27 protein-coding genes and 1 tRNA gene are annotated in these 24,381 nt (G+C 45.5%); 13 read left to right on the forward strand and 15 right to left on the reverse strand.

Features of this window, described 5'->3' with window-relative positions; translation table 11 throughout:
* Nucleotides 1–33 precede the first annotated feature (33 nt).
* Nucleotides 34–720, reverse strand: coding sequence for a TIGR02587 family membrane protein (locus QUB44_RS20380; protein ID WP_333370243.1), 687 nt, complete (start codon nt 718–720; stop codon nt 34–36).
* A 167-nt stretch (nt 721–887) separates the two neighbouring features.
* On the opposite strand from QUB44_RS20380, the gene QUB44_RS20385 reads away from it, so the two are divergent.
* Nucleotides 888–2,087: a transposase gene (locus QUB44_RS20385; RefSeq protein ID WP_333370245.1), complete on the forward strand. Its 1,200-nt coding sequence runs from the start codon at nt 888–890 to the stop codon at nt 2,085–2,087.
* 66 nt (nt 2,088–2,153) lie between these two features.
* On the opposite strand, the gene QUB44_RS20390 is transcribed toward QUB44_RS20385, so the two are convergent.
* The 7 genes from QUB44_RS20390 to radA form a co-directional block, all read right to left on the reverse strand.
* Nucleotides 2,154–2,357 carry a type II toxin-antitoxin system HicA family toxin gene (locus QUB44_RS20390; protein WP_333370312.1) on the reverse strand — a complete coding sequence of 68 codons (204 nt, stop codon included), beginning with the start codon at nt 2,355–2,357 and terminating at the stop codon, nt 2,154–2,156.
* 38 nt (nt 2,358–2,395) lie between these two features.
* Complete coding sequence (locus QUB44_RS20395; protein ID WP_333370247.1) at nt 2,396–2,620, reverse strand: hypothetical protein; 225 nt, start codon at nt 2,618–2,620, stop codon at nt 2,396–2,398.
* A gap of 31 nt (nt 2,621–2,651) precedes the next feature.
* Nucleotides 2,652–3,038 (reverse strand): type II toxin-antitoxin system VapC family toxin, encoded by a 387-nt coding sequence (locus tag QUB44_RS20400; protein ID WP_333370249.1) that lies wholly within the window; start codon nt 3,036–3,038, stop codon nt 2,652–2,654.
* Entirely contained in the window at nt 3,035–3,160 is a 126-nt protein-coding gene (locus QUB44_RS20405; RefSeq protein ID WP_333370250.1) for a DUF2281 domain-containing protein, read from the reverse strand. The genes QUB44_RS20400 and QUB44_RS20405 overlap by 4 nt, the downstream gene beginning before the upstream one ends.
* Nucleotides 3,161–3,349: 189 nt before the next feature.
* Entirely contained in the window at nt 3,350–3,682 is a 333-nt protein-coding gene (locus tag QUB44_RS20410; RefSeq protein ID WP_333370252.1) for a type II toxin-antitoxin system PemK/MazF family toxin, read from the reverse strand.
* 3 nt (nt 3,683–3,685) lie between these two features.
* Nucleotides 3,686–3,922, reverse strand: a complete 237-nt coding sequence (locus QUB44_RS20415; protein WP_333370255.1) for a hypothetical protein — start codon at nt 3,920–3,922, stop codon at nt 3,686–3,688.
* A gap of 150 nt (nt 3,923–4,072) precedes the next feature.
* Nucleotides 4,073–5,605, reverse strand: a complete 1,533-nt coding sequence (gene radA, locus QUB44_RS20420) for a DNA repair protein RadA (RefSeq protein WP_333370257.1) — start codon at nt 5,603–5,605, stop codon at nt 4,073–4,075.
* Between the two features lie 164 nt (nt 5,606–5,769).
* On the opposite strand from radA, the gene rpaB reads away from it, so the two are divergent.
* Both rpaB and QUB44_RS20430 read left to right on the forward strand, forming a co-directional pair.
* Entirely contained in the window at nt 5,770–6,501 is a 732-nt protein-coding gene (gene rpaB, locus QUB44_RS20425) for a response regulator transcription factor RpaB (protein WP_071587789.1), read from the forward strand.
* 108 nt (nt 6,502–6,609) lie between these two features.
* Complete coding sequence (locus QUB44_RS20430; protein WP_333085701.1) at nt 6,610–7,251, forward strand: cofactor assembly of complex C subunit B; 642 nt, start codon at nt 6,610–6,612, stop codon at nt 7,249–7,251.
* Nucleotides 7,252–7,557: 306 nt separating this feature from the next.
* Here QUB44_RS20430 and hpsJ-A read toward each other — a convergent pair whose 3' ends face one another.
* The 4 genes from hpsJ-A to rfbB form a co-directional block, all read right to left on the reverse strand.
* Nucleotides 7,558–8,235, reverse strand: coding sequence for an HpsJ-like protein, cyanoexosortase A-associated (gene hpsJ-A / locus QUB44_RS20435; protein ID WP_333370259.1), 678 nt, complete (start codon nt 8,233–8,235; stop codon nt 7,558–7,560).
* A 177-nt stretch (nt 8,236–8,412) separates the two neighbouring features.
* Complete coding sequence (locus tag QUB44_RS20440) at nt 8,413–9,081, reverse strand: cyanoexosortase A system-associated protein (protein ID WP_333370261.1); 669 nt, start codon at nt 9,079–9,081, stop codon at nt 8,413–8,415.
* Complete coding sequence (crtA, locus tag QUB44_RS20445; RefSeq protein ID WP_333370263.1) at nt 9,081–9,932, reverse strand: cyanoexosortase A; 852 nt, start codon at nt 9,930–9,932, stop codon at nt 9,081–9,083. The genes QUB44_RS20440 and crtA overlap by 1 nt, the downstream gene beginning before the upstream one ends.
* Nucleotides 9,933–10,317: 385 nt before the next feature.
* Nucleotides 10,318–11,424 carry a dTDP-glucose 4,6-dehydratase gene (rfbB, locus tag QUB44_RS20450; RefSeq protein ID WP_333370265.1) on the reverse strand — a complete coding sequence of 369 codons (1,107 nt, stop codon included), beginning with the start codon at nt 11,422–11,424 and terminating at the stop codon, nt 10,318–10,320.
* Nucleotides 11,425–11,781: 357 nt separating this feature from the next.
* Here rfbB and QUB44_RS20455 point away from each other — a divergent pair, with 357 nt between their 5' ends.
* The 5 genes from QUB44_RS20455 (at nt 11,782) to QUB44_RS20475 (ending at nt 15,722) form a co-directional block, all read left to right on the forward strand.
* The gene (locus QUB44_RS20455; RefSeq protein ID WP_333158615.1) at nt 11,782–12,327 is read left to right on the forward strand and encodes a hypothetical protein; all 546 of its coding nucleotides are present in this window, start codon (nt 11,782–11,784) and stop codon (nt 12,325–12,327) included.
* Between the two features lie 557 nt (nt 12,328–12,884).
* On the forward strand, nt 12,885–13,490 hold the full coding sequence (locus QUB44_RS20460; RefSeq protein ID WP_333370267.1) for a DUF1517 domain-containing protein: 606 nt from the start codon (nt 12,885–12,887) through the stop codon (nt 13,488–13,490).
* A gap of 133 nt (nt 13,491–13,623) precedes the next feature.
* Nucleotides 13,624–14,505, forward strand: coding sequence for a hypothetical protein (locus QUB44_RS20465; protein ID WP_333370314.1), 882 nt, complete (start codon nt 13,624–13,626; stop codon nt 14,503–14,505).
* A gap of 24 nt (nt 14,506–14,529) precedes the next feature.
* Nucleotides 14,530–14,610, forward strand: coding sequence for a DUF3370 family protein (locus tag QUB44_RS20470; RefSeq protein WP_445299912.1), 81 nt, complete (start codon nt 14,530–14,532; stop codon nt 14,608–14,610).
* A gap of 77 nt (nt 14,611–14,687) precedes the next feature.
* Nucleotides 14,688–15,722: an S-layer homology domain-containing protein gene (locus QUB44_RS20475; protein WP_333370269.1), complete on the forward strand. Its 1,035-nt coding sequence runs from the start codon at nt 14,688–14,690 to the stop codon at nt 15,720–15,722.
* Nucleotides 15,723–15,818: 96 nt separating this feature from the next.
* On the opposite strand, the gene QUB44_RS20480 is transcribed toward QUB44_RS20475, so the two are convergent.
* Nucleotides 15,819–17,399 (reverse strand): peptidoglycan-binding protein, encoded by a 1,581-nt coding sequence (locus tag QUB44_RS20480; protein ID WP_333370271.1) that lies wholly within the window; start codon nt 17,397–17,399, stop codon nt 15,819–15,821.
* Nucleotides 17,400–17,648: 249 nt separating this feature from the next.
* On the opposite strand from QUB44_RS20480, the gene alr reads away from it, so the two are divergent.
* From alr to QUB44_RS20500, 4 genes are all read left to right on the forward strand, one after another.
* The gene (gene alr, locus QUB44_RS20485) at nt 17,649–18,851 is read left to right on the forward strand and encodes an alanine racemase (protein ID WP_333370273.1); all 1,203 of its coding nucleotides are present in this window, start codon (nt 17,649–17,651) and stop codon (nt 18,849–18,851) included.
* Between the two features lie 211 nt (nt 18,852–19,062).
* Complete coding sequence (locus QUB44_RS20490) at nt 19,063–19,911, forward strand: mechanosensitive ion channel family protein (protein WP_333370275.1); 849 nt, start codon at nt 19,063–19,065, stop codon at nt 19,909–19,911.
* 47 nt (nt 19,912–19,958) lie between these two features.
* A complete protein-coding gene (locus QUB44_RS20495; RefSeq protein ID WP_333370277.1) occupies nt 19,959–21,086 on the forward strand; it encodes a patatin-like phospholipase family protein in 1,128 nt (375 codons plus the stop codon).
* Nucleotides 21,087–21,239: 153 nt separating this feature from the next.
* Nucleotides 21,240–21,328: transfer RNA gene (locus tag QUB44_RS20500), tRNA-Ser, on the forward strand.
* A 128-nt stretch (nt 21,329–21,456) separates the two neighbouring features.
* Here QUB44_RS20500 and QUB44_RS20505 read toward each other — a convergent pair.
* Nucleotides 21,457–22,497 carry a histone deacetylase family protein gene (locus QUB44_RS20505; protein WP_333370279.1) on the reverse strand — a complete coding sequence of 347 codons (1,041 nt, stop codon included), beginning with the start codon at nt 22,495–22,497 and terminating at the stop codon, nt 21,457–21,459.
* A gap of 65 nt (nt 22,498–22,562) precedes the next feature.
* Nucleotides 22,563–23,501, reverse strand: coding sequence for a serine hydrolase (locus QUB44_RS20510; protein WP_333370280.1), 939 nt, complete (start codon nt 23,499–23,501; stop codon nt 22,563–22,565).
* A gap of 108 nt (nt 23,502–23,609) precedes the next feature.
* Here QUB44_RS20510 and QUB44_RS20515 point away from each other — a divergent pair, with 108 nt between their 5' ends.
* Nucleotides 23,610–24,338: a C40 family peptidase gene (locus tag QUB44_RS20515; protein WP_333370283.1), complete on the forward strand. Its 729-nt coding sequence runs from the start codon at nt 23,610–23,612 to the stop codon at nt 24,336–24,338.
* The last annotated feature ends 43 nt before the right edge of the window (nt 24,339–24,381 follow it).

The following is a 24,381-nucleotide window of genomic DNA, read 5'->3' on the forward strand; positions in this document are numbered from 1 at the left end:
ATGGCACAGGCACAACGGCTCGCGGGCTATGGTCTAGACGTTTTGAAGAAGCTGTTTAGAATGAAATAGCCCTGCTTGATAAGTAAAGCCTGCTACAAATACAATACCGTAGGAAATTAGCAGCGAAGCGGCGATAATTGCTAATTGCCTAGGTGGCGAAATACCTGCCGCTAGCATGGGAATCTCGTCAGTTGGGGCGATGTTGAAAGCAATGATCATTGCGCCGATTAAAGTAGCGCCGATATCTGCTAGAGTTGCATTAATGGTAGGTTCCTGTTCGCTGTCTGAACTTTGATAGCGATCGCCGCTCAAGAAACCGTTGGCCAGAGCTACTCCCAACGCAAACGGCAGGCCTTCAAAGATGATTTTCCCCAAAGTTTCTTGCAGCGGAGTCTGCGGGGTAATTTCCCTGAGCAAAAACAGGACAAAAGCGGCGCAGACAATGCCAATGGCGATCGCTTCTACGGTATCGATTGCAGCATCTAGCCAGCGGATCTCTTGAGTTTTGCGAAAACCTTCAGTGCGAGTCAGCAAGAAAACGACGATAAAAGTAGTTGCGATCGCGATCGACATTGCCGCTGGTGTAGTATACGAACCGATCCACCAAACCTCCATCGTATAAAGCAGCGGAATTCCGAACAAAAAGCCGCCAGATGCACCTCGAATGATGTCGTTGAGTTCCTTTGACCACTGATTTTTACGTCTTTTTGATTTTTTCATGTTTGATTGAAAACGCACCTCAAAAAAGGCAATCTCTAATTTTACCAAGAAACTGGGTCTAAAGCCCCGTCCTTATAGGACGGCTTTAATTTCCCTCCTAATTGTAAATGTTTGTTAAACAAACCTATCAAGAAGGATGATATTCATAAACGTGGTAAACTAATTGCATGATAGTTTTAGAGTTTAATTTAAAAGGCAAAGCGGAGCAATATCGAATCATTGACGACATGATTCGGACGGCTAAATTTGTCCGAAATAAAACTCTTAGACATTGGATAGACAATCAAGGAATTAAGTTAGTAGACCTGTACAAACAATGCGCCGTTATGGCGAAAGAGTTTGAATGGGCAGGCAAGCTTAACTCGACGGCACGTCAAGCTTCGGCGGAACGTACCATTTTTGCTATCCAGCGTTTCTTTGCTAATTGTAAAGCTAAGGAACCAGGAAAAAAGGGATTTCCACAGTTTAAAAAGCACACTCGTTCGGTTGAATACAAACAATCCGGTTGGTCACTTTCTACCGACAAAAGATGTTTGACACTTAAAGACGGATTTGCTGCTGGGAAATTCAAGTTAATTGGTAGTCGGGATTTGCATTTCTATGCACCCGACGAAATTAAAAGAATCAGAATTGTGCGTCGTGCCGATGGATACTATGCACAATTCTGCATTAATGTGGATCGAAAAGAGGAACTTGTTCCGACTGGTAAAGCTATTGGACTAGACGTTGGGCTAAACCACTTCTATACTGATAGTGACGGTGAAACAGTTTCCAATCCTCGGTATCTCCGCAAAAGCGAAAAAGATTTGAAGAGGTTACAGAAGCGAGTCTCTCGGAGAAAGAAAGGTTCTAAAAACCGGAAAAAAGCGCTCGACAAGTTGGGAAGAAAACACCTGAAGGTTAGTAGACAGCGTCAAGACTTCGCTATTAAGACAGCGTTGTGCGCGATAAAATCTAACGATTTTGTAGCCTACGAAGACCTTCAGGTGCGGAATATGGTTAAAAACCACAAGCTTGCTAAATCAATTAGCGATGCAGCGTGGTCACAATTTGCTCAGTGGTTGGAGTATTTTGGAAAAGTGTACGGCAAAACAGTTATTGCCGTTCCGCCACAATACACATCTCAAAATTGTTCAAATTGTGGCAGCATTGTTAAGAAAACCCTATCAACTCGAACCCATATTTGCGGTTGCGGAACGATATTAGATCGCGACCATAATGCCGCAAGAAATATTTTGGCAAAGGGTTTGAAGCAGGCAGGAATGGGTTTAAATACGGTGGGGCACACCGGAATTCACGCTGGAGGACAGACCGATCTCTACTCGCTGGTGGCGACATCAACGAGCAAATCGACTGGTCGATCCTAGAATCCCCTCGCCTTCAGGCAGGGGAGTGTCAAATATTTCAAGTGTTATCTTAGATAGCATCTGCACTCAACTTTGTGCATAAGCTATTAAAAATTCCTCTCTAGAAATTCCCGCCTGAGTACAAATTGCTCTCAGTGTCCCTGATTTTATTTGATCGTGGTTAGGCATTACTAACGGAGTCTCCGTGCCATCCTGATTCTCTGGCACCATGAAAATATGTTCGCGTTCTCTAATAATCATCCGAAAACCCAACAACTGAAATGTTCTGATGACTCATCTTTTAGAAGCATCGACAGGAAACTTTGACATTAAATAGCCACCTGGGCCTCTACTAAAAAAGTCTCGATCGCAGGTGATTCGTTTTCCATTGTTTCTTTGCCAAATACTTCGATGTAGCAGCGAATAGCTGACTTGACATCAGCTAAGGCTTCCTCATAGGTGTCACCTTCACCAACTACGGCACTTTTGATACCAAGGGGATAGGCTACATAACCGTCGGGATGTTTTTCAATGATGATTCTAAATTGTTTCATCTTCGCCTCTTTATTTTTAAACTAACTTAATTCACCAAAGCCGCGCGATCGCATAAGCATCAAAAATAGCATCAACGCTCAAAATCGGTATCTGTTGGGCAATAGATTGTGCAATTATCAGCCTGTCAAATGGATCGCGGTGATCCAAAGGCAGTGAAGCCACAACCTCAATGTGCTGGATATTAATCTCTAGTAGTCCGATATTGCTAACAGTGAGTTGCTGTCTGACAAACTCCATAAAAGGCAGACTAAAGTTTAGCCTGCCTATGCTGTGCTTAATCGCCATTTCCCAGATACTAGCTATACTGACTAGCTTCTCGTTATTTTCATCCTCAATTAGCAGTTTGACCTGGGCGCTAAGTCTAGGGTTGTCCGTGACATACCAAATGAAAGTATGAGTGTCCAACAACAACCTCATTCCATATACTCCTTAAACTCTTCTAGCGGTTCGTCAAAATCATCGGACATCCAAACCATTCCTTTAGCACTCCCAGCTTTGGATGGCCAGCGCTTCTTATTAACTGGCGGTATTCCTACCAATTTTACAACAGGCTGGTTATCTTGAGTTATCGCAATTTCTTCGCCTCTTATCGCCGCTTCGATTAATTCCAGAAGCTTTTATTTTGCCTCAAGGATGTCTACTTGATACATAACTCGTGCCTCCGCATACAGTTGGAAATTTGAGATTTGAGATTGGCCGTGACTAATGAAGCTTGCAATCCTGTATTTTCATCCAATGAAAGACCAGATTTGTTTGACTCTATCTCGCACTTTCACCAAATCATCAGGGGTTAATATTCCCAGTCTCCTTTCAACTAAACTTTTTTGTAATGTGTTCAGTTTATGTAAGCGAACCGCTGAAGGTCGCTTTAATCCTGCTTGTTGCCATTCCTGAATTTCGACATCAAAGGTTGTACGAGGGATTTGACTGGTTATCTTGGCAACAATCATATCTTCATCTCCTGTGTCCAACAGTACCAAACCAGGACGGCGTTTAGTTTCGGCTGTACCCGCAAACAAGAATGCGACTATAACTAATTCTCCAAACAGATAATTAGTCATTGCTCAATCCTCATCGTAAATTGCATCTTCTTCGCTGCAATCAGCAAAGAATTGTTCGGCGGCAAGACGATGCCAATCTCTTTTTTCCTCTACTTCATCGGCTTCTGAGTTTGTTTGTTCATTCACCAAAATTATCACTCTTACATCTTGGTTGACTGCCAAGTATTTTAAAATGTCATCGGTCAAGTTAATTTTTCCTTCAGATGTAACTTTTGCTGGAAATTCGTAGGCTTTCATCATGTGAATTTTAGATTTGTGTTTACCCAGTTATATCAATTCCGGTTACACCGTCAGGTGATGTTGACAGTGAACAGTGAACAGTGAACAGTGAACTCGAATTTACTATTCCGATGCTAACGGATTTGATATTATTGCTACTTTAACATAATCTCAATTAGACAAATCTTCCTCCAAATCAACAGACTGCAACTGAGCCGGTGTAGCCGGAATCGCCGCAATAATTGCATCGATTACCTTAGCCACCGGAATAATCTCCATTCCTAACTCTGGCACCGGTTGATTCTTAGGAATAATCGCCCTTTTGAAACCCAATTTCGCCGCCTCCCTTAGCCGCAATTCTAATTGGGAAACCGGCCGCACCTGTCCTCCCAAACCAACTTCTCCAAGCAAAACAGTGCGCGCATCAACCACCCGATCGCGAAAACTGGCCACAACGGCGATCGCAACTGCCAAATCCGCCGCCGGTTCATCCACTTTCAACCCGCCCACCGTCGCCAAAATCACATCTAATTTAGATAAAGGAATCCCCACCCTTTTCTCCAAAACAGCTAAAATTTGCTGCAATCTAGCATTGTCCACACCAGTAGTAGTACGGCGCGGCGAACCGAAACTTGCAGGGCTGACTAACGCCTGAATTTCCACTAAAATCGGTCGAGTTCCTTCGCAAGTAACAGTCGTCGAAGTACCGGGAGAAAATTCATCTCTATTTCCTAAAAACAACTCCGACGGATTATCTACTTCTCGCAAACCGTGGGCTACCATTTCAAAAACGCCGATTTCGTGAGTCGCGCCAAAACGGTTTTTCATCGATCGCAAAAGTCGATGAGAAGCAAAACGATCGCCCTCAAAATACAGTACAGTATCTACCAAATGTTCCAAAACCCTCGGCCCCGCCAAAGCTCCATCTTTCGTAACGTGACCGACAATAAATAAAGTAATATTTTCCCTTTTCGCAACCTGCATCAAAGCCGAAGTACATTCCCGCACCTGAGCCACCGAACCCGGAGCCGATGTTAAACTAGCAAAATAAATAGTTTGGATGCTGTCAATCACCGCCACATTCGGTTTCAGCGCTTCCAACTCCCGCAAAACAACTTCTAAATCCGTCTCTGGAAGCAAATAGAAATTCTCCGCTGAATTGTCCTCCGAATCTTTTTTAGCTTCCCCGTTGCTGCCAGATTTATGCCCGCCGTTGCTTGACAACTCAACCGGATTAGCCACGCCCAAACGCTGCGATCGCAACTTCACCTGCTGGCCGGACTCTTCCGCACTGACATACAGTATCCGATCCTTGCGGGCCAACATATTCGCCACCTGCAACAGCAGCGTCGATTTCCCGATTCCCGGTTCCCCCCCAATCAACACCAGCGAGCCCGGAACAATCCCGCCTCCCAAAACTCGATCGAGCTCCCCGTAACCAGAAGGCCAGCGAGACTGAGTTTGGTCAGCAATCTGCGATAATCTGAAAGATACCCTTGGTTGACCCTTCGACTTATCAGGGGGCGAACCGCCCACTGTCTTAGTTGTCACCCCAGTTAAACCAGCCCGCGGCACACCAGCAGTAGGTTGTTCTAACTGCTCGTCAAAAGAATCCCACTTCTGACAGCTAGGACACCTGCCAAAATATTGTGGTGAATCATACCCGCATTCCCGACAAATATATTGTATTCGAGGCTTAGGCATTGTTTACTATGATAAATAGTCACCCTAACATTTAGAAAAGTCTGAGTTAAAGCAATTATCAAGCTTTCAGACCGCTCCACACACATGATTCAATTTGTGTCTTCTATGATAGGGTACAAAAAATTAACATTATCTGAAATGTAACTTAAGGAGTGCTCGGTAACTTGGAAAACCATAAAGAAAAAATTCTGGTAGTCGATGACGAAGCCAGTATCCGCCGCATTCTGGAGACTCGCCTTTCCATGATTGGCTACGATGTCGTCACCGCTGCTGACGGCGAAGAAGCTCTCGAAACATTTCGCAACACCGAACCCGACTTAGTGGTTTTGGACGTGATGATGCCGAAGCTAGACGGTTACGGCGTCTGTCAGGAGTTGCGTAAAGAGTCAGACGTGCCTATCATCATGCTAACTGCTTTGGGAGACGTAGCCGATCGCATCACCGGTTTAGAATTGGGCGCCGACGATTACGTCGTCAAACCTTTCTCTCCCAAAGAACTCGAAGCCCGCATCCGTTCGGTACTGCGGAGGGTTGACAAAAACGGAGCATCGGGGATTCCCAGCTCCGGAGTCATCCACGTCACCAATATTAGGATTGACACCAACAAGCGCCAAGTTTACAAAGGCGACGAACGAATTCGCCTCACGGGCATGGAATTCAGCCTGTTAGAACTGCTTGTCAGCCGTTCTGGAGAGCCTTTTTCGCGATCGGAAATTTTGCAGGAAGTTTGGGGATACACGCCAGAACGCCACGTAGACACCCGCGTAGTTGACGTTCACATCTCCCGGCTTAGGGCAAAGTTGGAAGACGACCCCAGCAATCCCGAATTAATTCTCACCGCCCGCGGCACCGGCTATCTCTTCCAGCGAATTGTCGAAATTGGAGAAGTAGGATAAAGTCAGTTGGCAGTTGGCAGTTGGCAGTTGACGGTTGACGGTTGACAACCAACAGTCAACAGTGAACAGTCAACAGTGAACAGCCAACAGTGAACAGCCAACTGACAAATGACTAAATCTGATCCCAATAAAGTTTTGCGGCAATTGCCGTTAGTTGCAGGAGGGTTAGCAGGTACGCTGCTAATGGTCAACCGCTTGCTGACAGAGCAAATTACAGATTCTCAAGCTCGATCGGACGCTTTGGGAGTAATTATCAGCGCTTTGCTGATTTTAACAGGTTTGCTGTGGCAGCAGGTGCAAGCGCGATCGCCGGATTCCGTAAAACTTATCGGCGAAGAAGGTTTTGAATTTGCGCCGGATTTGCCGGAGGCTGTGAAAATAGAATTAGCCTGGGCGTCACGTTTGCTGTTGACAAATACCGCCACAAGGTCGATCGTAATTGTGTATCAGGGAAAAGTCCTATTGCGACGCGGTATTTTAGGCATCAATCCCGAAGTCAAACCAGGGCCGATTTTGCAGCGAGTGCTCGACAAAAACAAACCAATTTATTTAGTAAATCTCAATATTTATCCCGGCAAAATTGAATTTGACTATTTGCCAGAAAATACTCAAGGAGTCATCTGTCAGCCGATCGGCACCCAAGGTGTTTTAATCTTAGGTGCTAACGCGCCCCGCAGCTATACAAAACAAGATGAAAACTGGGTTGAAGGCATTGCCGACAAACTAGAAAATACCATCAATCAATTTTAGATTTTAGATTTTAGATTTTAGATCTAAGATTGCACAATGCCAGCCCTCTCAAGGTGCGATCGTCTTCGAGGGCTGCGCTAACGACGAATTTGTCTCATTCTAGGTGTTGGCTATCGGCAATAAACAAGATTTATTACCGATTTCTTTTGAAAAAAAAAAGAGCTAGCGCTCCCCCCAACAAAATTTGCAGGGTTTGAGGGTCTTCTTCACCACTCCTGAGCAGGCTGCGTGCACAGGGCGCATCTTAGTCCTCAACAACGCTCTCCGGGTGCGCTAGGCGCACCTTACTAGCTCAAAACTCAAAACTTACCGAGCCCAGTCAGTACCGCGCCACAGCGTAAAAAACAAAACACTAGAAATCAGCGCGCCCAGCAGCCACTTAATAGCATTTTTAAATAACCCCAAGCGCTGACTAGACTGAACCGCAGCGCTTTGCGTTTTCAACCGATCCTTAGCCGGAGTAATTCTCGAAAGAATTTGCTCTTTCAATTGCTGTGGGTTTTGCGTATCCGCTTGTACCCCCAAACGGGTAAGTTCCCCGGCCAAATTCCTTAAATCTTCAGGACTACCCTTATTCAGCCGTTCTTCCACCTGCTGCAACTGAGCTAATTGTTGGTTTGCTTGAGTAGTAATTTGCTGGTTGTTTTGGTTGTTGACGTAGATAGCGCCAAAAATTCCCAAAGGTAGCATCAACAGAAAAACCAGGGCTAGCAGCAGACAAACCCAAGACAAAACCTTTAAAAAAAGGTCTTCCAAACCTCTGCGATCGTACCCTTCTCCAAAAAATATCAGGGCCATTGCCAGTAAAGGAACTGGCACCCGTTCCACTACAGCCCCAATCGTTTGCAATTCCCAGAGGCGATTGCCAAAATTTGCTGGTATAAGAACTGCAATCGTATCTAATACAGACAAAATTAATAGACCGTAGCCAATCCAACGCAGTCTGTAGATAGAAAAACCTTGTTCGCCTTGTAAGTCATTCATAAAATAATCAGAGTTGTTGTTAAGAAAAATCTTTCTTGACCCGCCCAAGAACGGATACAAACCCCCGACAACAGTCGTGGAGAGTCAAACATTTTAGACTCTTGTTCCAGCTTCCAGATTCACCTGTGGAGTAAATATAAAAGCTAAAAGCTAAAAGCTAAAATCGACTGAATCGAGTCAAGGATCGGGGAATCGCGGCTGCCACCACTCATACCAAGAAATCCAAGCATTCTCTAGAATTTTTTTGGCATCTTCTGGAGTTGTTTGATCCAAAGGCACAGACATCTGAGTCCACAAACAGCGCCTGTCTTGAATATTTCCCCTACCCAACAACCAAAACAGAATACGGTCTGGCTGCCAATCGCGAGTATTTCGATTATATCTAAACTGTTGGGAAGTTACTGTAGCACTGCCACGAGGATTGATACACGAACTCAAATACAGTCGCTTTTTCTGTTGCAAAATTCCGTGAAACCCCACGCCTTGAGTGTTTGCCAATGCTAGTTTACCAGGAGACGACTTGAGAACTGTATGTCCCTTCATCATACCTTCCACATCTCCAATGGTGTTTACCGCATACCGCATCTCTATTTCTAGAGCCATGCTATTTTTTTGATATTCATATTTCCTGGCAGCTTTGAATTCTGAATTGTCGCTAAGTTCCAGAGGCGCGCTCTTGTTTAGTTTCCAATCGGCTAGAGGCACCGACTCGGGAAACTCAAACGGGGTTGCCACATTCTTGCCGTCCGATGGATAGAAAACCAATTTTCCGGCAACCAACAAAACGCCTCCAAAAGTAACAGCCAACAGGGAAAGCCTAAGTGGTTTCCAAGAGGTAATAGCCATTAGCAATTCTGTCCTTCCTGATTTGGGGGTTGGTCTTTCAAAATCGCAAACCAGCAGAATAACCCGAAAATAAATACAGCTATCATAGAAAATATTACCGAACCATTTCCTTCGTGCCAGTATTTAAATGCTTCGGGTTGAGATAGCGATACCAGCACGGCCAGGAGACCAACTCGCGTGGCATTCACTACAAATGCAGTAATTATTGCCACGAATGGCAATACCATTTTCTGACCCCTAGTGGTAGGAAACATCAGTAAGAAAACCAGAGCTAGTCCTAACAATTGTAGCATCGCATTTACCCCGGAACAGCCGTGATTCACTTCCACGCTTCCCTTTTCCAGGATTAGAAAAACCCCTTTCCGCGACACTTCAAATCCTACATAGTGCAGGATGAAAGCTGAAAATTTAGCTGTTAATTTGGGGACATCAACGAATACTCCGATCAATCCGGGAGGAATAGCTGTATACGCAAGAATTAGAAGTTCCTGCCAATATTGTTTCAGTCCTTTTGTGCCGGAAGCCAGCAATGCGAGACTGATTCCAGACAAAAAAGGCGTTGCTCTGATAAAAAAGTCGTATCCCGATATCGACGAACTTTTGAGCAATATTAAAGCAATTAACGATGTCCCAAAGAAGCTGGCGAAAACTCCGCTTTCAAAAGTTAAGGATTCGTGCCTTTCCCAAATGAGAAAGGCTACGACTCCCCAAAACAGTAACATTGTACCGAACAGGTCTGTGTCGTTTGTTCTGGAAGTTAGAGTTAGGTGTAGGGCAATCAAACCGGAGGCGATGCCTAACAGCCAGTATTTAGGTTCTTGGATGTGCTTGAGCCAGTTTATTTCGGTCATTGCTGCTTTTTGTTTTTCCTAAAAGCTCTAAAATGCTTAATGTTGTAACTCTATTAAAATTATCAGCTACAAACACTTAAATTTATGCGTTTGGGATGATTTTTCACTAAATCTTCACAAAGATTGACAAGAGCAAATATGTGTGATATCTACCTTCACCTAATTAAATCTGAAGTTAGGAGCAAAGACAAAAGAAAACAGCTTTTTTAACTCGGATCGATCGCACTCAACTAAAAATTTTCCTTTCTCTAACCGGGTTTTTGCGCCGGGAGTTTAAATGTAAAGCTTGAAGGCAAGACTGAAACCTTTCTGGACGCACTCTTGAGCTGGAAAACCAGTTTTTTACTGGTTCTGGTTTGTGGTAGCCCGTGCGTCCAGGAGTAGATTAGTTAGAGTAGACTTTCCGGTAGTAAGTTTGGTATTCCTCCGAAAGCAGGGGTTCCCACCACTCCCGATGGGCTAAGTACCATTCTACAGTCTGTCGCAAACCTTCTTCAACTGTTACTGAGGGAGTCCAACCTAACTCTGTTTTAATTTTGCTGGCATCAATAGCATAACGCCGATCGTGCCCGGCTCTGTCTTTGACAAATGCGATCAATTGTTCGCAAGGACGGGCGGGTAAATCCTCAGCTAATTCATCCATTAGCTGACACAGCATTTTTACTAAATCGAGATTTTTTACCTCATTGTTGCCGCCAACATTGTAGGTTTCCCCAGGCTGACCACGGTGAATAACGGCATCTAAAGCGCGGCAGTGGTCGAGAACGTACAGCCAATCTCGCACGTTTTGACCGTCGCCGTATACTGGCAGCGGTTTGCCCAATAACATATTGATGCACATTAATGGAATGAGCTTTTCTGGAAAGTGATAGGGGCCGTAATTGTTGGAACAGTTGGTGATAATTGTCGGGACGCCGTAGGTGTGGAAATAGGCGCGGGCGAGGTGGTCGCTGCCAGCTTTGGAGGCTGAGTAGGGACTGTTGGGCGAGTAGGCAGTTGTTTCTGTGAAGGCTGGGTCGTCGGGGCCGAGACTGCCGTAAACTTCGTCGGTAGAAACGTGGAGAAAGCGCATTTCTGCTTTGAGAGAGAGCTCATCAATTGCTTCTAAATGCTTGCGGAAGGCTTCTAACAGTGTGAAGGTTCCGACAACGTTTGTTTGAACAAAGGCGGCAGGCCCGATAATTGACCTGTCAACGTGGGATTCTGCGGCAAAGTGCGCGACTGTGGTGATGTTTTCTTCTTTGAGCAAGGTATCGACTAGGGTACGATCGCAAATATCCCCCTGCACAAACCGAAAATTTTCGCCTCCTTCCAAAGTTGCCAGGGTTTGTCGGTTTCCGGCGTAGGTTAAAGCGTCGAGTACCACTACTCGATCGCCCGGATAGCTGCTGCACCAGTGATGCACAAAATTCGAGCCGATAAATCCAGCCCCGCCCGTCACCAACAATCGGCGAGGGGCTCGCTCAATGCCTTGAGTCGCGTTGTCTGTCATAAAAATAAGAGTTATTCCAATAACTAAGCCTTTACAAAAGTAGCCTTAAAAGTAGTTTGTCACCAAGTGTTTGCGGCTCTGTAATTAAATTTTCTACTGTCTCACCTCAGATTTTCTAATTTGGGCGCGATCACAGTATTGGTTCACAAAACTTGAACTTCTACCGTTCTGTTAGCCCAAACGCTTACAGAGCAACCATTCTAGATATTTAGGCGGGCAATTTTAAATTTGAATTGGGTGAGGCTATAGCTGACTTTTGCGATCGCTCCGCGATATGGGCGGCGCGCAGAGTTGATACATTTGTAAAGAGCTGTTACCATTAATTTTTTAATTATCCTTTACAATCTCCAGAGCACCATGAAAAAGTTTCAAGTGTTAGCTGGCATTGCTTCCGTCGTCGCGATCGCAAGCAGCATAGCCATAGGTGACGCTGCATCTGCTTTCCCCTGTTCCTACAGCAAATCTGGGGCAGCGAAATCTGGTTCTGCAACAACCCTCCTAGGTTCTGGCGGCTCGGAGCGCATGAATCCGTGGAAATCCTACAAAACAGCAGCTCTCGGTTTCCTCGGTTTGGCTGGGCTTGGGGGTGCAGGTGCGGCCTACATGAGCTACCGCGCCGGCAAGCGCGCTTCTGCTGCTTGCGCTGCGATGACCGATAATTTTGAAGTTTTTGAAGAGTCGATCGATCTGATCGCAGATGCAGGTGTTTCTGGACACATGGAAGTTCCGGCCTTGCTCGATTTGGCGGCGGCGGGTGCTGTAGCTGAGTCAGCAGATGCGGTTGCAGCCGTTCGCGAACACCCAGAAGCTCCAGGCGGTGAGCTGGATTTGCCAGTTTCGCCAGTTGCCGAGTTGAGTTCTGAAATTGCGATCGAACAAGTCCAAAGCGCGATCGTCAAATAGTTATCTCAAACCAAAGTATTCGCTTAGCGCACCTCCAATCTTGCAAGATTGGAGGTTTTTTGAGTGGAAATTATCTATAGCAAAACCATTTGATTTGTAAACAATGGATTCAATCATCACAAACGTTTCAGGTGGTTCTACATTCACGACTCAAATAGACTTGCTATACCCTACAATTTCTTGTCATGGCGATCGCGAAGCACTGCAAACAATAGACCGATGAATCGATCGTACACAATATCATATTCCGGCTTAGCAAACGAGCGCTGAATTAATATCAATTAAAAAAACTCTTGCTACAATCATCAATCTCATACCAATTATTAAAAGTCGCTGCTCCAAGTCAGGAGAAGGCTGTGCGGTTTCCCTAGTGTATTTGAACTGTATTTTATCCGATTCAAAACTGCTATAAAATTAGATGAGTCAAAGCGAGACAGTAGGCTGCCGAGGCGCTCGCTAAAAATACTCTTCAGATCAATCTGAGGGTAGACGGCAAGAGTTCAAATCCCCTGCTATGGTGGGAAATATAGCCCTACAGATTACAACTATAGGTTATTATGAATGCTTGGCGCGATCGATTCAATCAATTTACAGGTCAAACTAGATTGGCAGTTTGCCGGGTGTTCGTTCACCTAACAGGCGAAGAAGTTGCACCGCTATTAGGAGTTCTCAACCGCACCGCCAGACAAGCAATTGATGCCGATGGCGACATAGTAGTTTTAGGAGAAGGTCTTGTAGAAATTTGCAATCACCTGTTGCAGTACGACAACTACTGGCAATCAGCCGCCAATGAAGGCGATGTTTTTTGGAATGAAGGCGAAGCGGGCGATTATGTGGATGAACTTTTCATTGATTCAGCCGATCGCTATCTCAGCGAGCCTCAATACAGCACATCTGTTTATGATAAAAATTCCCCCTTGTCTTTGCCGGTAACTAGAAATATCGTCGTGATGCTGACAGTTGCGTATGAAGGCGAAGTTCCTGCCCTAGAAACTGACCTTGCTGACATCAGCGCGCTGAAAGTCGGTTTAAAAGCACTGATTAATTTACATTACCAAGAAAGGCTCCGAGCTGTGCAAGTTCACTTTTCTCCCGCACAGTTGGGAGACGAACTTACCAACGACCAAGTGTTGGTCAATTTCCCAGAACTTATTCCCCTTTAAGGAAGGAGTAATTAGTTATTAGTTATTAGTTATTAGTTATTAGTTATTTGCGGTGCCCAGAGCGGAGTCGAAGGGTTATTTGCTACCAATGCGCGATGCCCGATGCCCAATGCCCAATTACCAATTACTATTTATGATGCTGCGAAAACTGACAATTTATTTAATGGCTTTAACTTTTTTGTGGACGGCAACCGGCTGCGGTTCACCTCGCACACAAACTTCTACAAATCCTGCTGGAAATCCAAATATTAACACAGTGCGTCCTGCACCAAATAATAACTTGAGTCAAGGTCAATATCCCGTACAGCAAGCTACCTACGACGATGCTGATGGCGAATACAGTTTAATGTTGCTGAATACTCCCCCCGGCAGTCCCCCAGTTTACCGCACTAGGGATTTGCAAATGGCTCGCTTAACAGATGAAGAAATATCGGCAGGCAAGAAAAGTTATCTCAATCTGGATAACAATCAAGCGGTTTTGCATTTGACAGAAGATTTTAAAATTGAGTACGTTCACAACGTTACCCAAACTGTTCCTAATCCTCAAACAGGTCAGCCACAAACCGTAGTAGTGCGGCAGCAATCTGGCTTCTGGGCACCGTTTGCTGGAGCTGTGGCCGGTCAGGCGATCGGCAGTTTGTTATTTAGACCGCGATATTATATGCCGCCAGTCTATCAGCCGGGGATTATGACAGGATATGGTGGCTATGGTAATACTTACAGCCAAGCTGTTCAGCAGTATCAAACTCGGTATCGAACTCCGCCTCCGGCTGTGAGAAACCGTCAAGTTTTAAGGACGACCGGCCGCTTGCGATCGCCCACATATAACCAGCCCGTAAGACCCTCAGCACGGCCAAATGGCAATCGATCAACCGGTTCGGGTTACGGTGGCAGCACTTTGAGGCGATCGCGGCAGCCTCGTCAAAATCAAAACAAGCGGCAGCCGAGTTTTGGTAGTGGCAGGAATTCTCGTCAACCGCGTCGGAGTCGCTCTTTCGGGGGCAGAAGGCGCTGAGTTGAAGAGTACAAAAATCAGCAACTGAGATCGGTAAAAGTTGATTTTATCTATCCTCCCGATGCCACGCCGCCGCAAGTATTGACAGTGAGAACTTTGGAATAGTTGATTTAGCCTTCTCTGTTTCCCCCAGACCCAAAAAATATGTGATTTAATTTCTACATTGGTATGTAGGTGACAATATGTCTTCTTCACAACCCCCGTCAGGGGAAAGAAACCCTCTAGGATTGGATGAATTGATTGCTATCTTGGTTGCCTTCGGCACGATGGGAGCAATTTTATTTTGGGTAACAGGTAAAAATCCCGATCGATTGAATGCCAGAAATTGGCAATTTCCAGCCGTTTTCTCTCAACCTGCGGTTACGCCCGCGAGTCCGGGAATATTAACACCCGAATCGCCAAGTTCGGATTTGCGATCGCCCGCTACAACCCCCGTTCCCTCAAAACCGGATGTCGCACCTGTGGCACCTTTAGGCCCGGTTTTACCGCAAACTCCTCCGGTGGGTGTAATCGTTGTTCCTGCCAAGCCAATTGCGCGATCGATTCCCAATCCAGCAATTACCAAACCGAAAGCGGATAAACCCAAAGCCGATAAACCCAAAGTTGGGCCCGTTATACTCTCGGATGTTCCAGACAAATATTGGGCGCGTCCGTTCATTGTAGCTTTAGTCGATCGCAAAATCTTTACTGATTTCACCGACAGCAAATTTCGTCCCGACGAACCGATGACGCGAGCCGAACTAGCGCGCTTGATTCAGCGAATGTCCGACGACAAAAAGCCGATCCGAAAATCGATTGATTTTAAAGACGTAAAAGAGAAGAGTCCTGTCGCTCCGGCGATCGACCACACCGTCAAAACTGGATATCTTAAAGGATACCCAAACAATGAGTTCCGTCCCGACAAAAATATTCCCCGCGTGGAAGTCATCGCAGCATTGGCGAGCGGTTTGAGCCTGAAACCATCAACAAAAACAACCAAAACTTTACAAGTTTATACAGACAGGGCAAAAGTGCCGAAATGGGCAGTTAACAAAGTAGCATCAGCCACGGAAGCTGGCATTGTTGTCAACCACCCGAAGCGCGCACTTTTGCAGCCTAATAGAACAGCAACTCGAGCTGAAGTAGCAGCCATGATTTACCAAGCTATGGCCAAAAAAGGTCAAGTGCCTGCTAAGTCTTCTGAGTATGTTGTGAAGCCTGTAAAGTTGTCCAAGTAATATTTTAGGGGCGATGCTCAAAGCAACGCCCCACAATAACATTTAATCGCTCTTGTTTGTAGTCAGGACTGAAGCCCTAACTACGAAGCAGCTAAATTAATCTTGAAACACCATAATACTGCCCGAATAGCAAGCTACCCAAACCTGATTTGTTTCCGAATCGTAAGTAATCCCGATCGGACTTGAATTAACCTTCACTGTTTGCAGCACTTTCATATCGCTCGTCCTAACTTTGCTAACAGTATTCGAGAAATAGTTGACCACATAAAGCAGTTTTCCCTGATCGGAAATTGTCATGCTGCGAGGTGCTTTTCCCGTCCTAACTTTGTCCACAACTTTACCAGTTTTTAGGTCAATTTTTGCCACATTTCCTTCACCATTTAGAGTGGCATAAAGATACTTTCCGTTGGGATCTATCGTCAAGTGACGCGGCGCATTGCCAATATTTCTCAGCCATTCTACCGAAAAGTCTATGAGATTGACTTTCGCAATATTGGAAGAACCCATGATGGCAACATAGGCATTTTTTGAGTCGGGAGTAACAACAATACCCCGAGGATATGCACCCAGTTTCACCCGCTCGACTTCGAGATTTTTATTGGTATCAACAACGCTCAAATCCCAACTACACCAATTGCTAGCGAGCGCGAAGCGATTGTCAGGCGACACAGCATTGAATTTCGGAACTGCACCTACAGGAATTACCTTTTCTATTTTCAAAGTTTGGGTATTGATGCGGTACAGAAAACTTTGGTCGTGTTTTGCCGCTGGAGAGCACCTGTCGGTTCCCGGATTGCTAAACCCCGATCCGTACATTTTGTAGTTGGAGACGTAGGCATATTTGCCATCGGTTGAAAAAGCCGCTTCTACGGGAGAACCTTTATAATTGCCTTTGAATTTAGAAAAGCCGAACTTCGACAAGTTTACTGTATCGGGAATAGTCTTGACTAAATTAAAGTTCCTGTCATAAACTGTGATTGTGTGGCGGTACATCATGTTTTGAGCAAAAAACAAGCCATCTCCCGAATAAACTATTGATTTGGGCGAGATGTTACCATAAATTGTTTTTTTCAAGGTCATTTTTCCTTGAGTGTTGTCGGGAGGATTTACTAGCCTTGTGGGTGGTGATTCACTTTCTTGATCCTCGGAATTTTCTGTTTTAAAAGGTGGCAAAGATGGTTCTTGAAATAGAGGTTCTTGGGCCTGAGTTTGAGTTTCCTCTTCGAGTTCGTTTGTGTTTTCTGTGGCGGTAGGAGATGGCGAAGATCGATCAACATTTGGCGCGATTTTTTCCGCAGCTTCAATACTCGCATCTTCCGGCGTACCTTTGAGCGCTGACAAGGTTTTAGGGCCGACAATTCCGTCAACTTTCAGATTGTTGTCTGCTTGAAACTTTTTCACTGCAGCCAGGGTGAGAGAACCGTAAAATCCTGTGGGCTGGCGGCGAAAATAGCCTGCGTTTTGTAGAGTTTTCTGAAGTTGGGCTACTTCCGGGCCTGAATCACCTTTTTTGATGGCGAGTGCGGGATTGACTAAATTGAAAATTGTGAGAGCGATCGTAAAGAAAAGTAAACGAGTCGAGGCTAAATTCAGGTGCATTTTTGAGTTTGTCGATCGAGTTTGACCCGCAGCCGCTTCCCAAGTTTCAGCTAAATGTAGGTAAGCCAGTCCGTCCATAGTTTTTACCGGGTATTTTTGGTGCTATGATACACCAGTTAATACCATTTGAGATTTGAGATTTGAGATTTGAGATTGGGAATGACTGATGCAATATGGGTTTGCAGCTTGCCTACAGTTGCATTCTTTTTTTAAACTTGTATAACTTTGATTAAAGGAAAAATCTTATTATAATCAAACTTAGGGTAAAATATCCGAGCAGTTTTGAGAGCAGTTTTTAATGGTGTAAGCAAGTAGGAGCGATCGACAATGTTGAGTTGGGAACAAACAGCCGCAGAATCACCGACAAAACAATCCCGCCAGACGTTGCTGTGGGACGGTGACGGGGGACTTTGCCAGCGGGCTTGGGTAGAAATCGATTTAGCAGCTTTAACTCACAATGTAAAACAGCTTAAAACGCTCTTATCTCCCCACACAGAACTGATGGCAGTTGTGAAAGCTGATGCTTACGGGCACGGTGCTGTTGCAGTCAGTCAAACAGCATTGCAAGCAGGTGCTAGTTGGCTGGGAGTGGCGACAATTCCCGAAGGAATAGAATTGCGAGAAGCTGGGATAGAAGCGCCGATTTTGCTGTTGGGTGCAACCCATACAGCGGCACAGGTAAAGGCGATCGCCCAATGGCACTTGCAGCCCACTATTTGTACTGCCAAACAAGCCCTAATTTTTTCGGAAGTTCTCGCCGATCTTAACCAATCTTTGCCAGTTCACGCTAAGTTAGATACGGGAATGTCTCGCTTGGGTACGCCCTGGCAGGAAGCAACAGAATTTGTACAATTAGTCAAGCGGTTGCCAAATTTAAAATTAGCCAGCATTTACTCTCACTTGGCGACAGCAGATAGTCCAGACCCCGCAGTTATGAGAGAGCAGCATCAGCGGTTTCAACGGGCGATCGAGCAAATTAAAATAGCAGGAATTAACCCCCCTCGCCTCCACTTGGCAAACTCTGCAGCAGCCCTCGCTGACCCGGCTTTGCACTACGATTTAGTGCGAGTAGGTTTAGCTACTTACGGTCTTTATCCAGCGCCTCACTTGGAGTCGAGATCCAATTTAAAGCCCGCAATGCAGGTAAAAGCTAGAGTAACGCAGGTGAAAACAATTGAAGCAGGAACCGGAGTCAGTTACGGCTATCAATTTATAGCTGGGCGCCCGACACTGATTGCCGTAATTGGTATCGGCTATGCAGATGGTATTCCCCGCAATCTTTCTAATAAAATGCAGGTTTTAGTTAGGGGTCAATTCGTGCAGCAAGTGGGAGCCGTGACGATGGATCAATTAATGCTGGATGTAACCGATATTCCCGATTTAGAAGTTGGTGAAGTGGTGACTCTGTTGGGTAAAGATGGGGAAAATCAAATTAGTGCTGACGATTGGGCCGCGACTTTAGGAACTATTTCCTGGGAGATTCTCTGCGGTTTTAAACACCGATTGCCCCGCGTAGCAGTACACTATTAACAATAGTCCGGCAGGGGTTTAAACCCCTGCCTCATAGCAAAAGTCGGTTTAAACCGACTCAAGAGTTTGAAGGATAAAATTATCGACTTTAGTCCTCTTTTAGAGGACTTCCGCTATGAGACAGGGGTTTTCAACCCCTGTCGGACTCTCGGAATAAGCGATAAGACTGAGACTGCAATTTTCAATTTTCCATTCCCAATTCCCAATTGATATGACAGTTATTCAGACGTTTTTACCAATAGCCCAAACTTTTTATTCCCAGCTAAATGCAGAAAGAACACAAGCCTTGGAAGTAGCCCAAGAATTCTCGAAAAGATTCGTGGAATTGGGGTTTAAAATTGTACCTCAACTGCTGTGGGCGATCGGCATTTTGTTAATTACGCGATTTGCGATCGACTTTGCCGGGCGCGTGACTCGCCGAGCACTGAGTCGCACCGAAGCCACGCTGCGGAAATTCTTAGTTCAAGCTGCTGAAATTACGATTTTGGTAGTGGGAGTAGTCGCCGCTTTGAGTCAGTTGGGAATTCAAACTACCAGTGTGGTGGCGGTGGTGGGTGCAGCGGGTTTGGCGATCGGTTTAGCGTGGCAAAATACTTTGTCGCACTTTGCTGCTGGGGTAATGTTGATTAGTTTGCGGCCCTTTGAAGTCGGAGATGGGATCGAAGCTGGCGATGTTAAGGGAGTGGTGGACAGCATCGGGATTTTTTCAACAACCGTGGTGACAGACGATCTCATAAAAATTATTGTCCCGAACAATCAGTTGTTTAACGGTACATTGAAAAATACAACGGCAATGGGAACGAGGCGAGTAGACTTGAAGATTGATATTGGCGATCGGCCGATCCGTCCAACTGTAGCTGAGTTATTAGAAATTGCCCACTCTCACCCGCTGGTGTTGGAGAATCCGCCCCCGACTTGTTTGGTGGCCGAGATTACTCCCGATACAACTATTTTATCTCTCCGGCCTTGGTGCGCGTCGGTGGCTTACGAACAAGTGCGATCGCAAGTTCAACAATATGTCAAAGAGGCAATGGATGCCGACAAAAATCAAGAACAATAGATATAAATCTCAAATCTAAAACCCAAAATTTATCCGAGGTATTTCCCATGAGCAAGTGGTATCCGCAGCAAATTTTGCAAGAACCCGGTGTCAGAATCACCGCAACCGAGAAACAAACAATTCTCAGCAAATTTCCGCCTCCAGACGAAAACGGTGAAATCTATGCCGACGGCGTTTTTGAAGGCGGCGGCGTGCGCGGAGTTGCGTTTTTAGGAGCACTCAGATGCTGTAGCGATTTGGGAATCCAGTGGCGAAAATTGGCCGGCACTTCGGCAGGTGCAATTACTGCCGCTGTATTGGCAACCGACTTGTCAATAGATGATTTAGAGGAAATTTTAGGACAGCTCGATTACAGCATATTTTTAACTCAAAAAAATAGTCCTCTAATTTTAAACGGCGACCCCGCCGACGACTTGCAATCTCCTGCTTGGACGCTGCTTTTCCTAACAGTTAGCCGTCAGATGGGAGAATATTCGGCGCAGCCGTTCCGGCAGTGGCTGGAAACAATGCTTGGTCGAGGTAAATTGCACACTTTTGCCGATGTCAAACAAATCGTAAAAGACCGGGAATTAAAAGTAGTAATATCCAACCTATCTCGCGGTGAAATGTTGGTGCTGCCCGACGACTTACACCGACGCGAATCAACGGATTCCGATCCTTTGTACGAGCAGTTGCGACTCCAAAGTGCTGAACATTTTAGCGTTGCTGAAGCCGTTCGGTTGTCGATGAGTATTCCCCTATTTTTTGAACCGGGAAAACTCGGCGATGACTTAATTGTAGATGGCGGAATTTTGAGCAATTTCCCCCTGTGGATTTATGACAAACAATCCGTCGGTTCGACTCCCGCTATGCCACGCTGGTTTACCTTTGGGTTTCGATTAGTCGATACCGGAATTGAGACTAAAGTTAATATTGATACTCCGCTGTCCATGCTGGCGGCGATGTTCAGAACGATGATGAAAGCAAGAGACCGCTATCACCAGCGAGAAATGGATAAGGGCAGGGTGATTAATATTGATGTGACTGAAGCTGGGGTGACGACGACGGACTTTAATCTCGATGGCGATCGCAAGGCTCACCTGTACCGCTTGGGGTATTTGTATACTAAGAGGTTCTTTTTGAGTTCCAATTTTAGTTGGGAAAAGCACTTGAAGGCTAGGGGCTTTGGGGAGTAGGTTTCGAGTCTGGAGTTGGGCCAGAGGCGGATATTAGGGAAAATCTGCCTTTTGCCTCCGGCGGAAAGTATACAGAGTAAGGGATTGAGGAATTTTTCAATTAGGGGTTGGCAAGAAGAAGATGTGTGTGCTATAGTTAGTTACTGTCATCCTGGAGAGGTGGCTGAGTGGTCGAAAGCGGCAGATTGCTAATCTGTTAAGGGTGTTAACATCCTTCGAGGGTTCAAATCCCTCCCTCTCCGTTCTATTTAATCATTAGCGTCATTATTAATTATCTGGGATAATATAAATATCCTCTTTTGCGATCTGGGTGTGCCGAATTGCATAAGAACGACTCTATAGCATCTAAGCCTGGAATGACTTGAGCAAGTCAAATACTTTCAAATCCTACCACCATTTGTCGAACGTTTTCTCGCAACGCTGGCACAAAATATCCCCCTTCCTGCGCGAATAAGGTGGGTAGTTTGAGAGATCGAATCATTCTTCCGATCGCATAGTAAGAACAGGACTCAAGCTCAAAACAACCCAGTGGATCGCTTTTAAACGTATCAAAGCCAGTCGCCACGATCAAGGCTTCTGCGCCAAACTCCAATACTTTATTTCCAGCGGTATTGAGGGCTTCTAGGTAAGCAATCTCATTCGTCCCAGCCGGCAATGGCAAGTTCACATTAGAACCTTCGCCTTGTTCAAAGCCGGTTTCTTGTGCAAAGCCTGAATAGAAAGGATAAAAGTTACTTGGATCGCCGTGAATTGAGACTGTCAACACATCATCACGGTGATAGAAAATCTGTTGTGCGCCGTTACCATGATGCATATCTATATCGAGAATAGCAACGCGGCTAAATTGCTTACGCAGAGCTTGAGCCGCGATCGCCACATTGTTCAAAAAGCACATTCCCATTGCCATATCTTGGCAAGCGTGATGACCACTGGGTCTACATAAAGCATATACAGCTAATTCTCCACTTTTTAATCGAGCTGCTGCTTCAATCACCGTAGACACACTTCCTAGGGCGTTGCGCCACGTATTTTCTCCAATTGGTGCTGCTGCATCACCGATATACCAACCGGCTAGAGCAACGGGGTGTTGATTAAATCGGGTGATATGTCGGTTTGGAGAGATATTAGGAAATATTTCAGCACTAGAACTCGGCATTTTTGACCACTTCGCCCAAGCACCTTGGAGATAGTCAATATACTTGCCATCATGGACAGACAAGATCAATTCATGCAAATTGGATTCGCCACATTCTGGTAATGACGCAACCTCTATAGAACATTCTGCCTCGATTAAACCCAAATGGATTTGTTGCCCTCTTTGTGCAACGTCGTAATGGCTCACAAAATGACCTCTATAGAGCATTTGCAAAGGTCCCTGAGCTTCAAAGTATGGGCTAATGATGGCTTTCATATTCCGCTTCCATAATTATTCCTCGTTGCAAAAGCGAAGCAATTTTTGTGTAACTCCTGCCTAGTCTAATTAAGTGCTTTCATCGCTTCGACAAATTGCCGCGAGATAAAAGGCAAAATCTCTTCATTCTTGCTATTCTCTTTCCCTTCTGTAAATACAACCAACAAATACGGCCGCAAGCCCGATATTTCAATATAAGCAGCATCGTGACGAACTTGAGTTGTCAGCCCCGCTTTTGACCACAATTTTGCTGATTCTGGCAATCCGCCGCCTAAAAAACCTGTAACTTGATTTTCGGGATCTGCCTCTAATTCTGCTGGGTCTAAACTGCGTTTCATTAAACCCATCATTTCTTGCGATGCTTGGGCAGAAACAGCTACGCCGCCGATTATAGTGTGCAGCAAACGCGCCGCTGCATTTGTGGTCAGCATATTTCTATTTTCCATTAATTCTCCCAGAACTGCTCGCTCGCGACCGTAGGGGCCGTCACACCAGGTTTTCTGATTGACGTTAATATTTTCTAATTCTGGCCAATCCAATGATTGAAAGTAACGGTTGACGAGGTTTCGCTGCTGTTTCCAAGTTTCAAAGGGGCCTGGTGATAATTCTGGGCCGCTGGTGGTGCCGGTGAGCGCGTCTACTACTAAACTGGTGGCGTCGTTGCTGGAATCAACTATCATATCTCGGACGGCGCGTTCTAATTCTGGCGATGTTTGAATCATGCCTTTTTGCGCCCATTCCCAGATGGCAACGAGGTAGAATAATTTGACGATGCTGGCGGGATAAATTCGTTCGGAAGCTCTAGCGCTAAAACCTCGCGGTTGATATTTCCAAAATTCTTCTGGACTCAGGGCGCCGCCTGTATTGACTCGCACCGGCGGATCGTAGACTATCCAGGTAATGGCTGTACGATCGCCACTTAATCCTGTAAATTCTGACAATGCGGAGTCTATAATGCTACTGCCGAGGTTTTCTAATTGTTCGTCTTTGTGAAAAAATGTCATGGTTAATGGCTGACGGTTAACGGTTAACGGCTAGCAGCTAATGGCAATCTATCGTTAAATGCGTACAATAAATGCGAACAATTAACAGCAAACAATGAGCAATTAGCAATGGCCAATTATCAATTATCTGATGTTGTGGAGTACCGGGCCCGATCGCACATAAATATTTACGATTCCCCAAAGTGCGATCGATTGGCAACTCAAGCAGCGCTGGGGCGACATTTGCGAGTAGTTGATCCCCCCCTTATGAAGGGAGGGAGAAATGGCATAGACTCGGTTGTTCAGGGGGATACAACGGCTGTGATGGTGCGGCTGTGCGAAGATGATTATCCGGGATGGCTGGATATTCGAGATGTTGAGTTGCTCGATTTGGCAGAAACAGTGTATCATCCTCTGGTGCTTTCTGAGGTGGAAGTTAGGGAAAAATTGCCCATTGCAATTACTTTTGCTCGCGAGGCTATGCACCAATCCAATTATTATCTTTGGGGCGGCACAGTGGGGCCAAATTATGATTGTTCGGGCTTGATGCAGGCGGCGTTTGTGGCTGCGGGCATCTGGTTGCCGAGGGATGCTTATCAGCAGGAAGCTTTTACTAAACCTGTTAGTATTAGTGCTTTAGAACCGGGGGATTTAGTATTTTTTGGTACGCCAGAAAAAGCAACTCATGTAGGATTGTATATCGGAGATAATCGCTACATTCATAGTTCGGGACAAGCACAAGGTCGCAACGGTATCGGTATCGATGTTTTGTCGGATGATGGCGATCGAGTCAGTCAAGCTTATTACCAGCAATTGCGGGGATATGGTAAAGTTGTGGCAAGTTATCAACCTAATTAGTGGTTGACGGTTGACTGTTGACTGTTGACTGTTAATATTATCG

Origin of the sequence: Microcoleus sp. AT3-D2 (assembly GCF_036705715.1) — a bacterium.
Classification (GTDB): domain Bacteria; phylum Cyanobacteriota; class Cyanobacteriia; order Cyanobacteriales; family Microcoleaceae; genus Microcoleus.

Excerpts from the sequence above, each read along its gene's own strand:
- hpsJ-A (WP_333370259.1), bottom strand. The coding sequence starts at position 8,235 with ATGAATGACTTACAAGGCGAACAAGGTTTTTCTATCTACAGACTGCGT.
- QUB44_RS20465 (WP_333370314.1), top strand. The coding sequence starts at position 13,624 with ATGATGCTGCGAAAACTGACAATTTATTTAATGGCTTTAACTTTTTTG.
- QUB44_RS20385 (WP_333370245.1), top strand. The coding sequence starts at position 888 with ATGATAGTTTTAGAGTTTAATTTAAAAGGCAAAGCGGAGCAATATCGA.
- QUB44_RS20475 (WP_333370269.1), top strand. The coding sequence starts at position 14,688 with ATGTCTTCTTCACAACCCCCGTCAGGGGAAAGAAACCCTCTAGGATTG.
- alr (WP_333370273.1), top strand. The coding sequence starts at position 17,649 with ATGTTGAGTTGGGAACAAACAGCCGCAGAATCACCGACAAAACAATCC.
- QUB44_RS20515 (WP_333370283.1), top strand. The coding sequence starts at position 23,610 with ATGGCCAATTATCAATTATCTGATGTTGTGGAGTACCGGGCCCGATCG.
- QUB44_RS20510 (WP_333370280.1), bottom strand. The coding sequence starts at position 23,501 with ATGACATTTTTTCACAAAGACGAACAATTAGAAAACCTCGGCAGTAGC.
- QUB44_RS20455 (WP_333158615.1), top strand. The coding sequence starts at position 11,782 with ATGAAAAAGTTTCAAGTGTTAGCTGGCATTGCTTCCGTCGTCGCGATC.
- radA (WP_333370257.1), bottom strand. The coding sequence starts at position 5,605 with ATGCCTAAGCCTCGAATACAATATATTTGTCGGGAATGCGGGTATGAT.
- QUB44_RS20410 (WP_333370252.1), bottom strand. The coding sequence starts at position 3,682 with ATGACTAATTATCTGTTTGGAGAATTAGTTATAGTCGCATTCTTGTTT.
- QUB44_RS20400 (WP_333370249.1), bottom strand. The coding sequence starts at position 3,038 with ATGAGGTTGTTGTTGGACACTCATACTTTCATTTGGTATGTCACGGAC.
- QUB44_RS20495 (WP_333370277.1), top strand. The coding sequence starts at position 19,959 with ATGAGCAAGTGGTATCCGCAGCAAATTTTGCAAGAACCCGGTGTCAGA.
- QUB44_RS20460 (WP_333370267.1), top strand. The coding sequence starts at position 12,885 with ATGAATGCTTGGCGCGATCGATTCAATCAATTTACAGGTCAAACTAGA.
- QUB44_RS20440 (WP_333370261.1), bottom strand. The coding sequence starts at position 9,081 with ATGGCTATTACCTCTTGGAAACCACTTAGGCTTTCCCTGTTGGCTGTT.
- QUB44_RS20430 (WP_333085701.1), top strand. The coding sequence starts at position 6,610 with ATGACTAAATCTGATCCCAATAAAGTTTTGCGGCAATTGCCGTTAGTT.
- rfbB (WP_333370265.1), bottom strand. The coding sequence starts at position 11,424 with ATGACAGACAACGCGACTCAAGGCATTGAGCGAGCCCCTCGCCGATTG.
- QUB44_RS20480 (WP_333370271.1), bottom strand. The coding sequence starts at position 17,399 with ATGGACGGACTGGCTTACCTACATTTAGCTGAAACTTGGGAAGCGGCT.
- QUB44_RS20415 (WP_333370255.1), bottom strand. The coding sequence starts at position 3,922 with ATGATGAAAGCCTACGAATTTCCAGCAAAAGTTACATCTGAAGGAAAA.
- QUB44_RS20380 (WP_333370243.1), bottom strand. The coding sequence starts at position 720 with ATGAAAAAATCAAAAAGACGTAAAAATCAGTGGTCAAAGGAACTCAAC.
- QUB44_RS20490 (WP_333370275.1), top strand. The coding sequence starts at position 19,063 with ATGACAGTTATTCAGACGTTTTTACCAATAGCCCAAACTTTTTATTCC.
- QUB44_RS20395 (WP_333370247.1), bottom strand. The coding sequence starts at position 2,620 with ATGAAACAATTTAGAATCATCATTGAAAAACATCCCGACGGTTATGTA.
- crtA (WP_333370263.1), bottom strand. The coding sequence starts at position 9,932 with ATGACCGAAATAAACTGGCTCAAGCACATCCAAGAACCTAAATACTGG.
- QUB44_RS20505 (WP_333370279.1), bottom strand. The coding sequence starts at position 22,497 with ATGAAAGCCATCATTAGCCCATACTTTGAAGCTCAGGGACCTTTGCAA.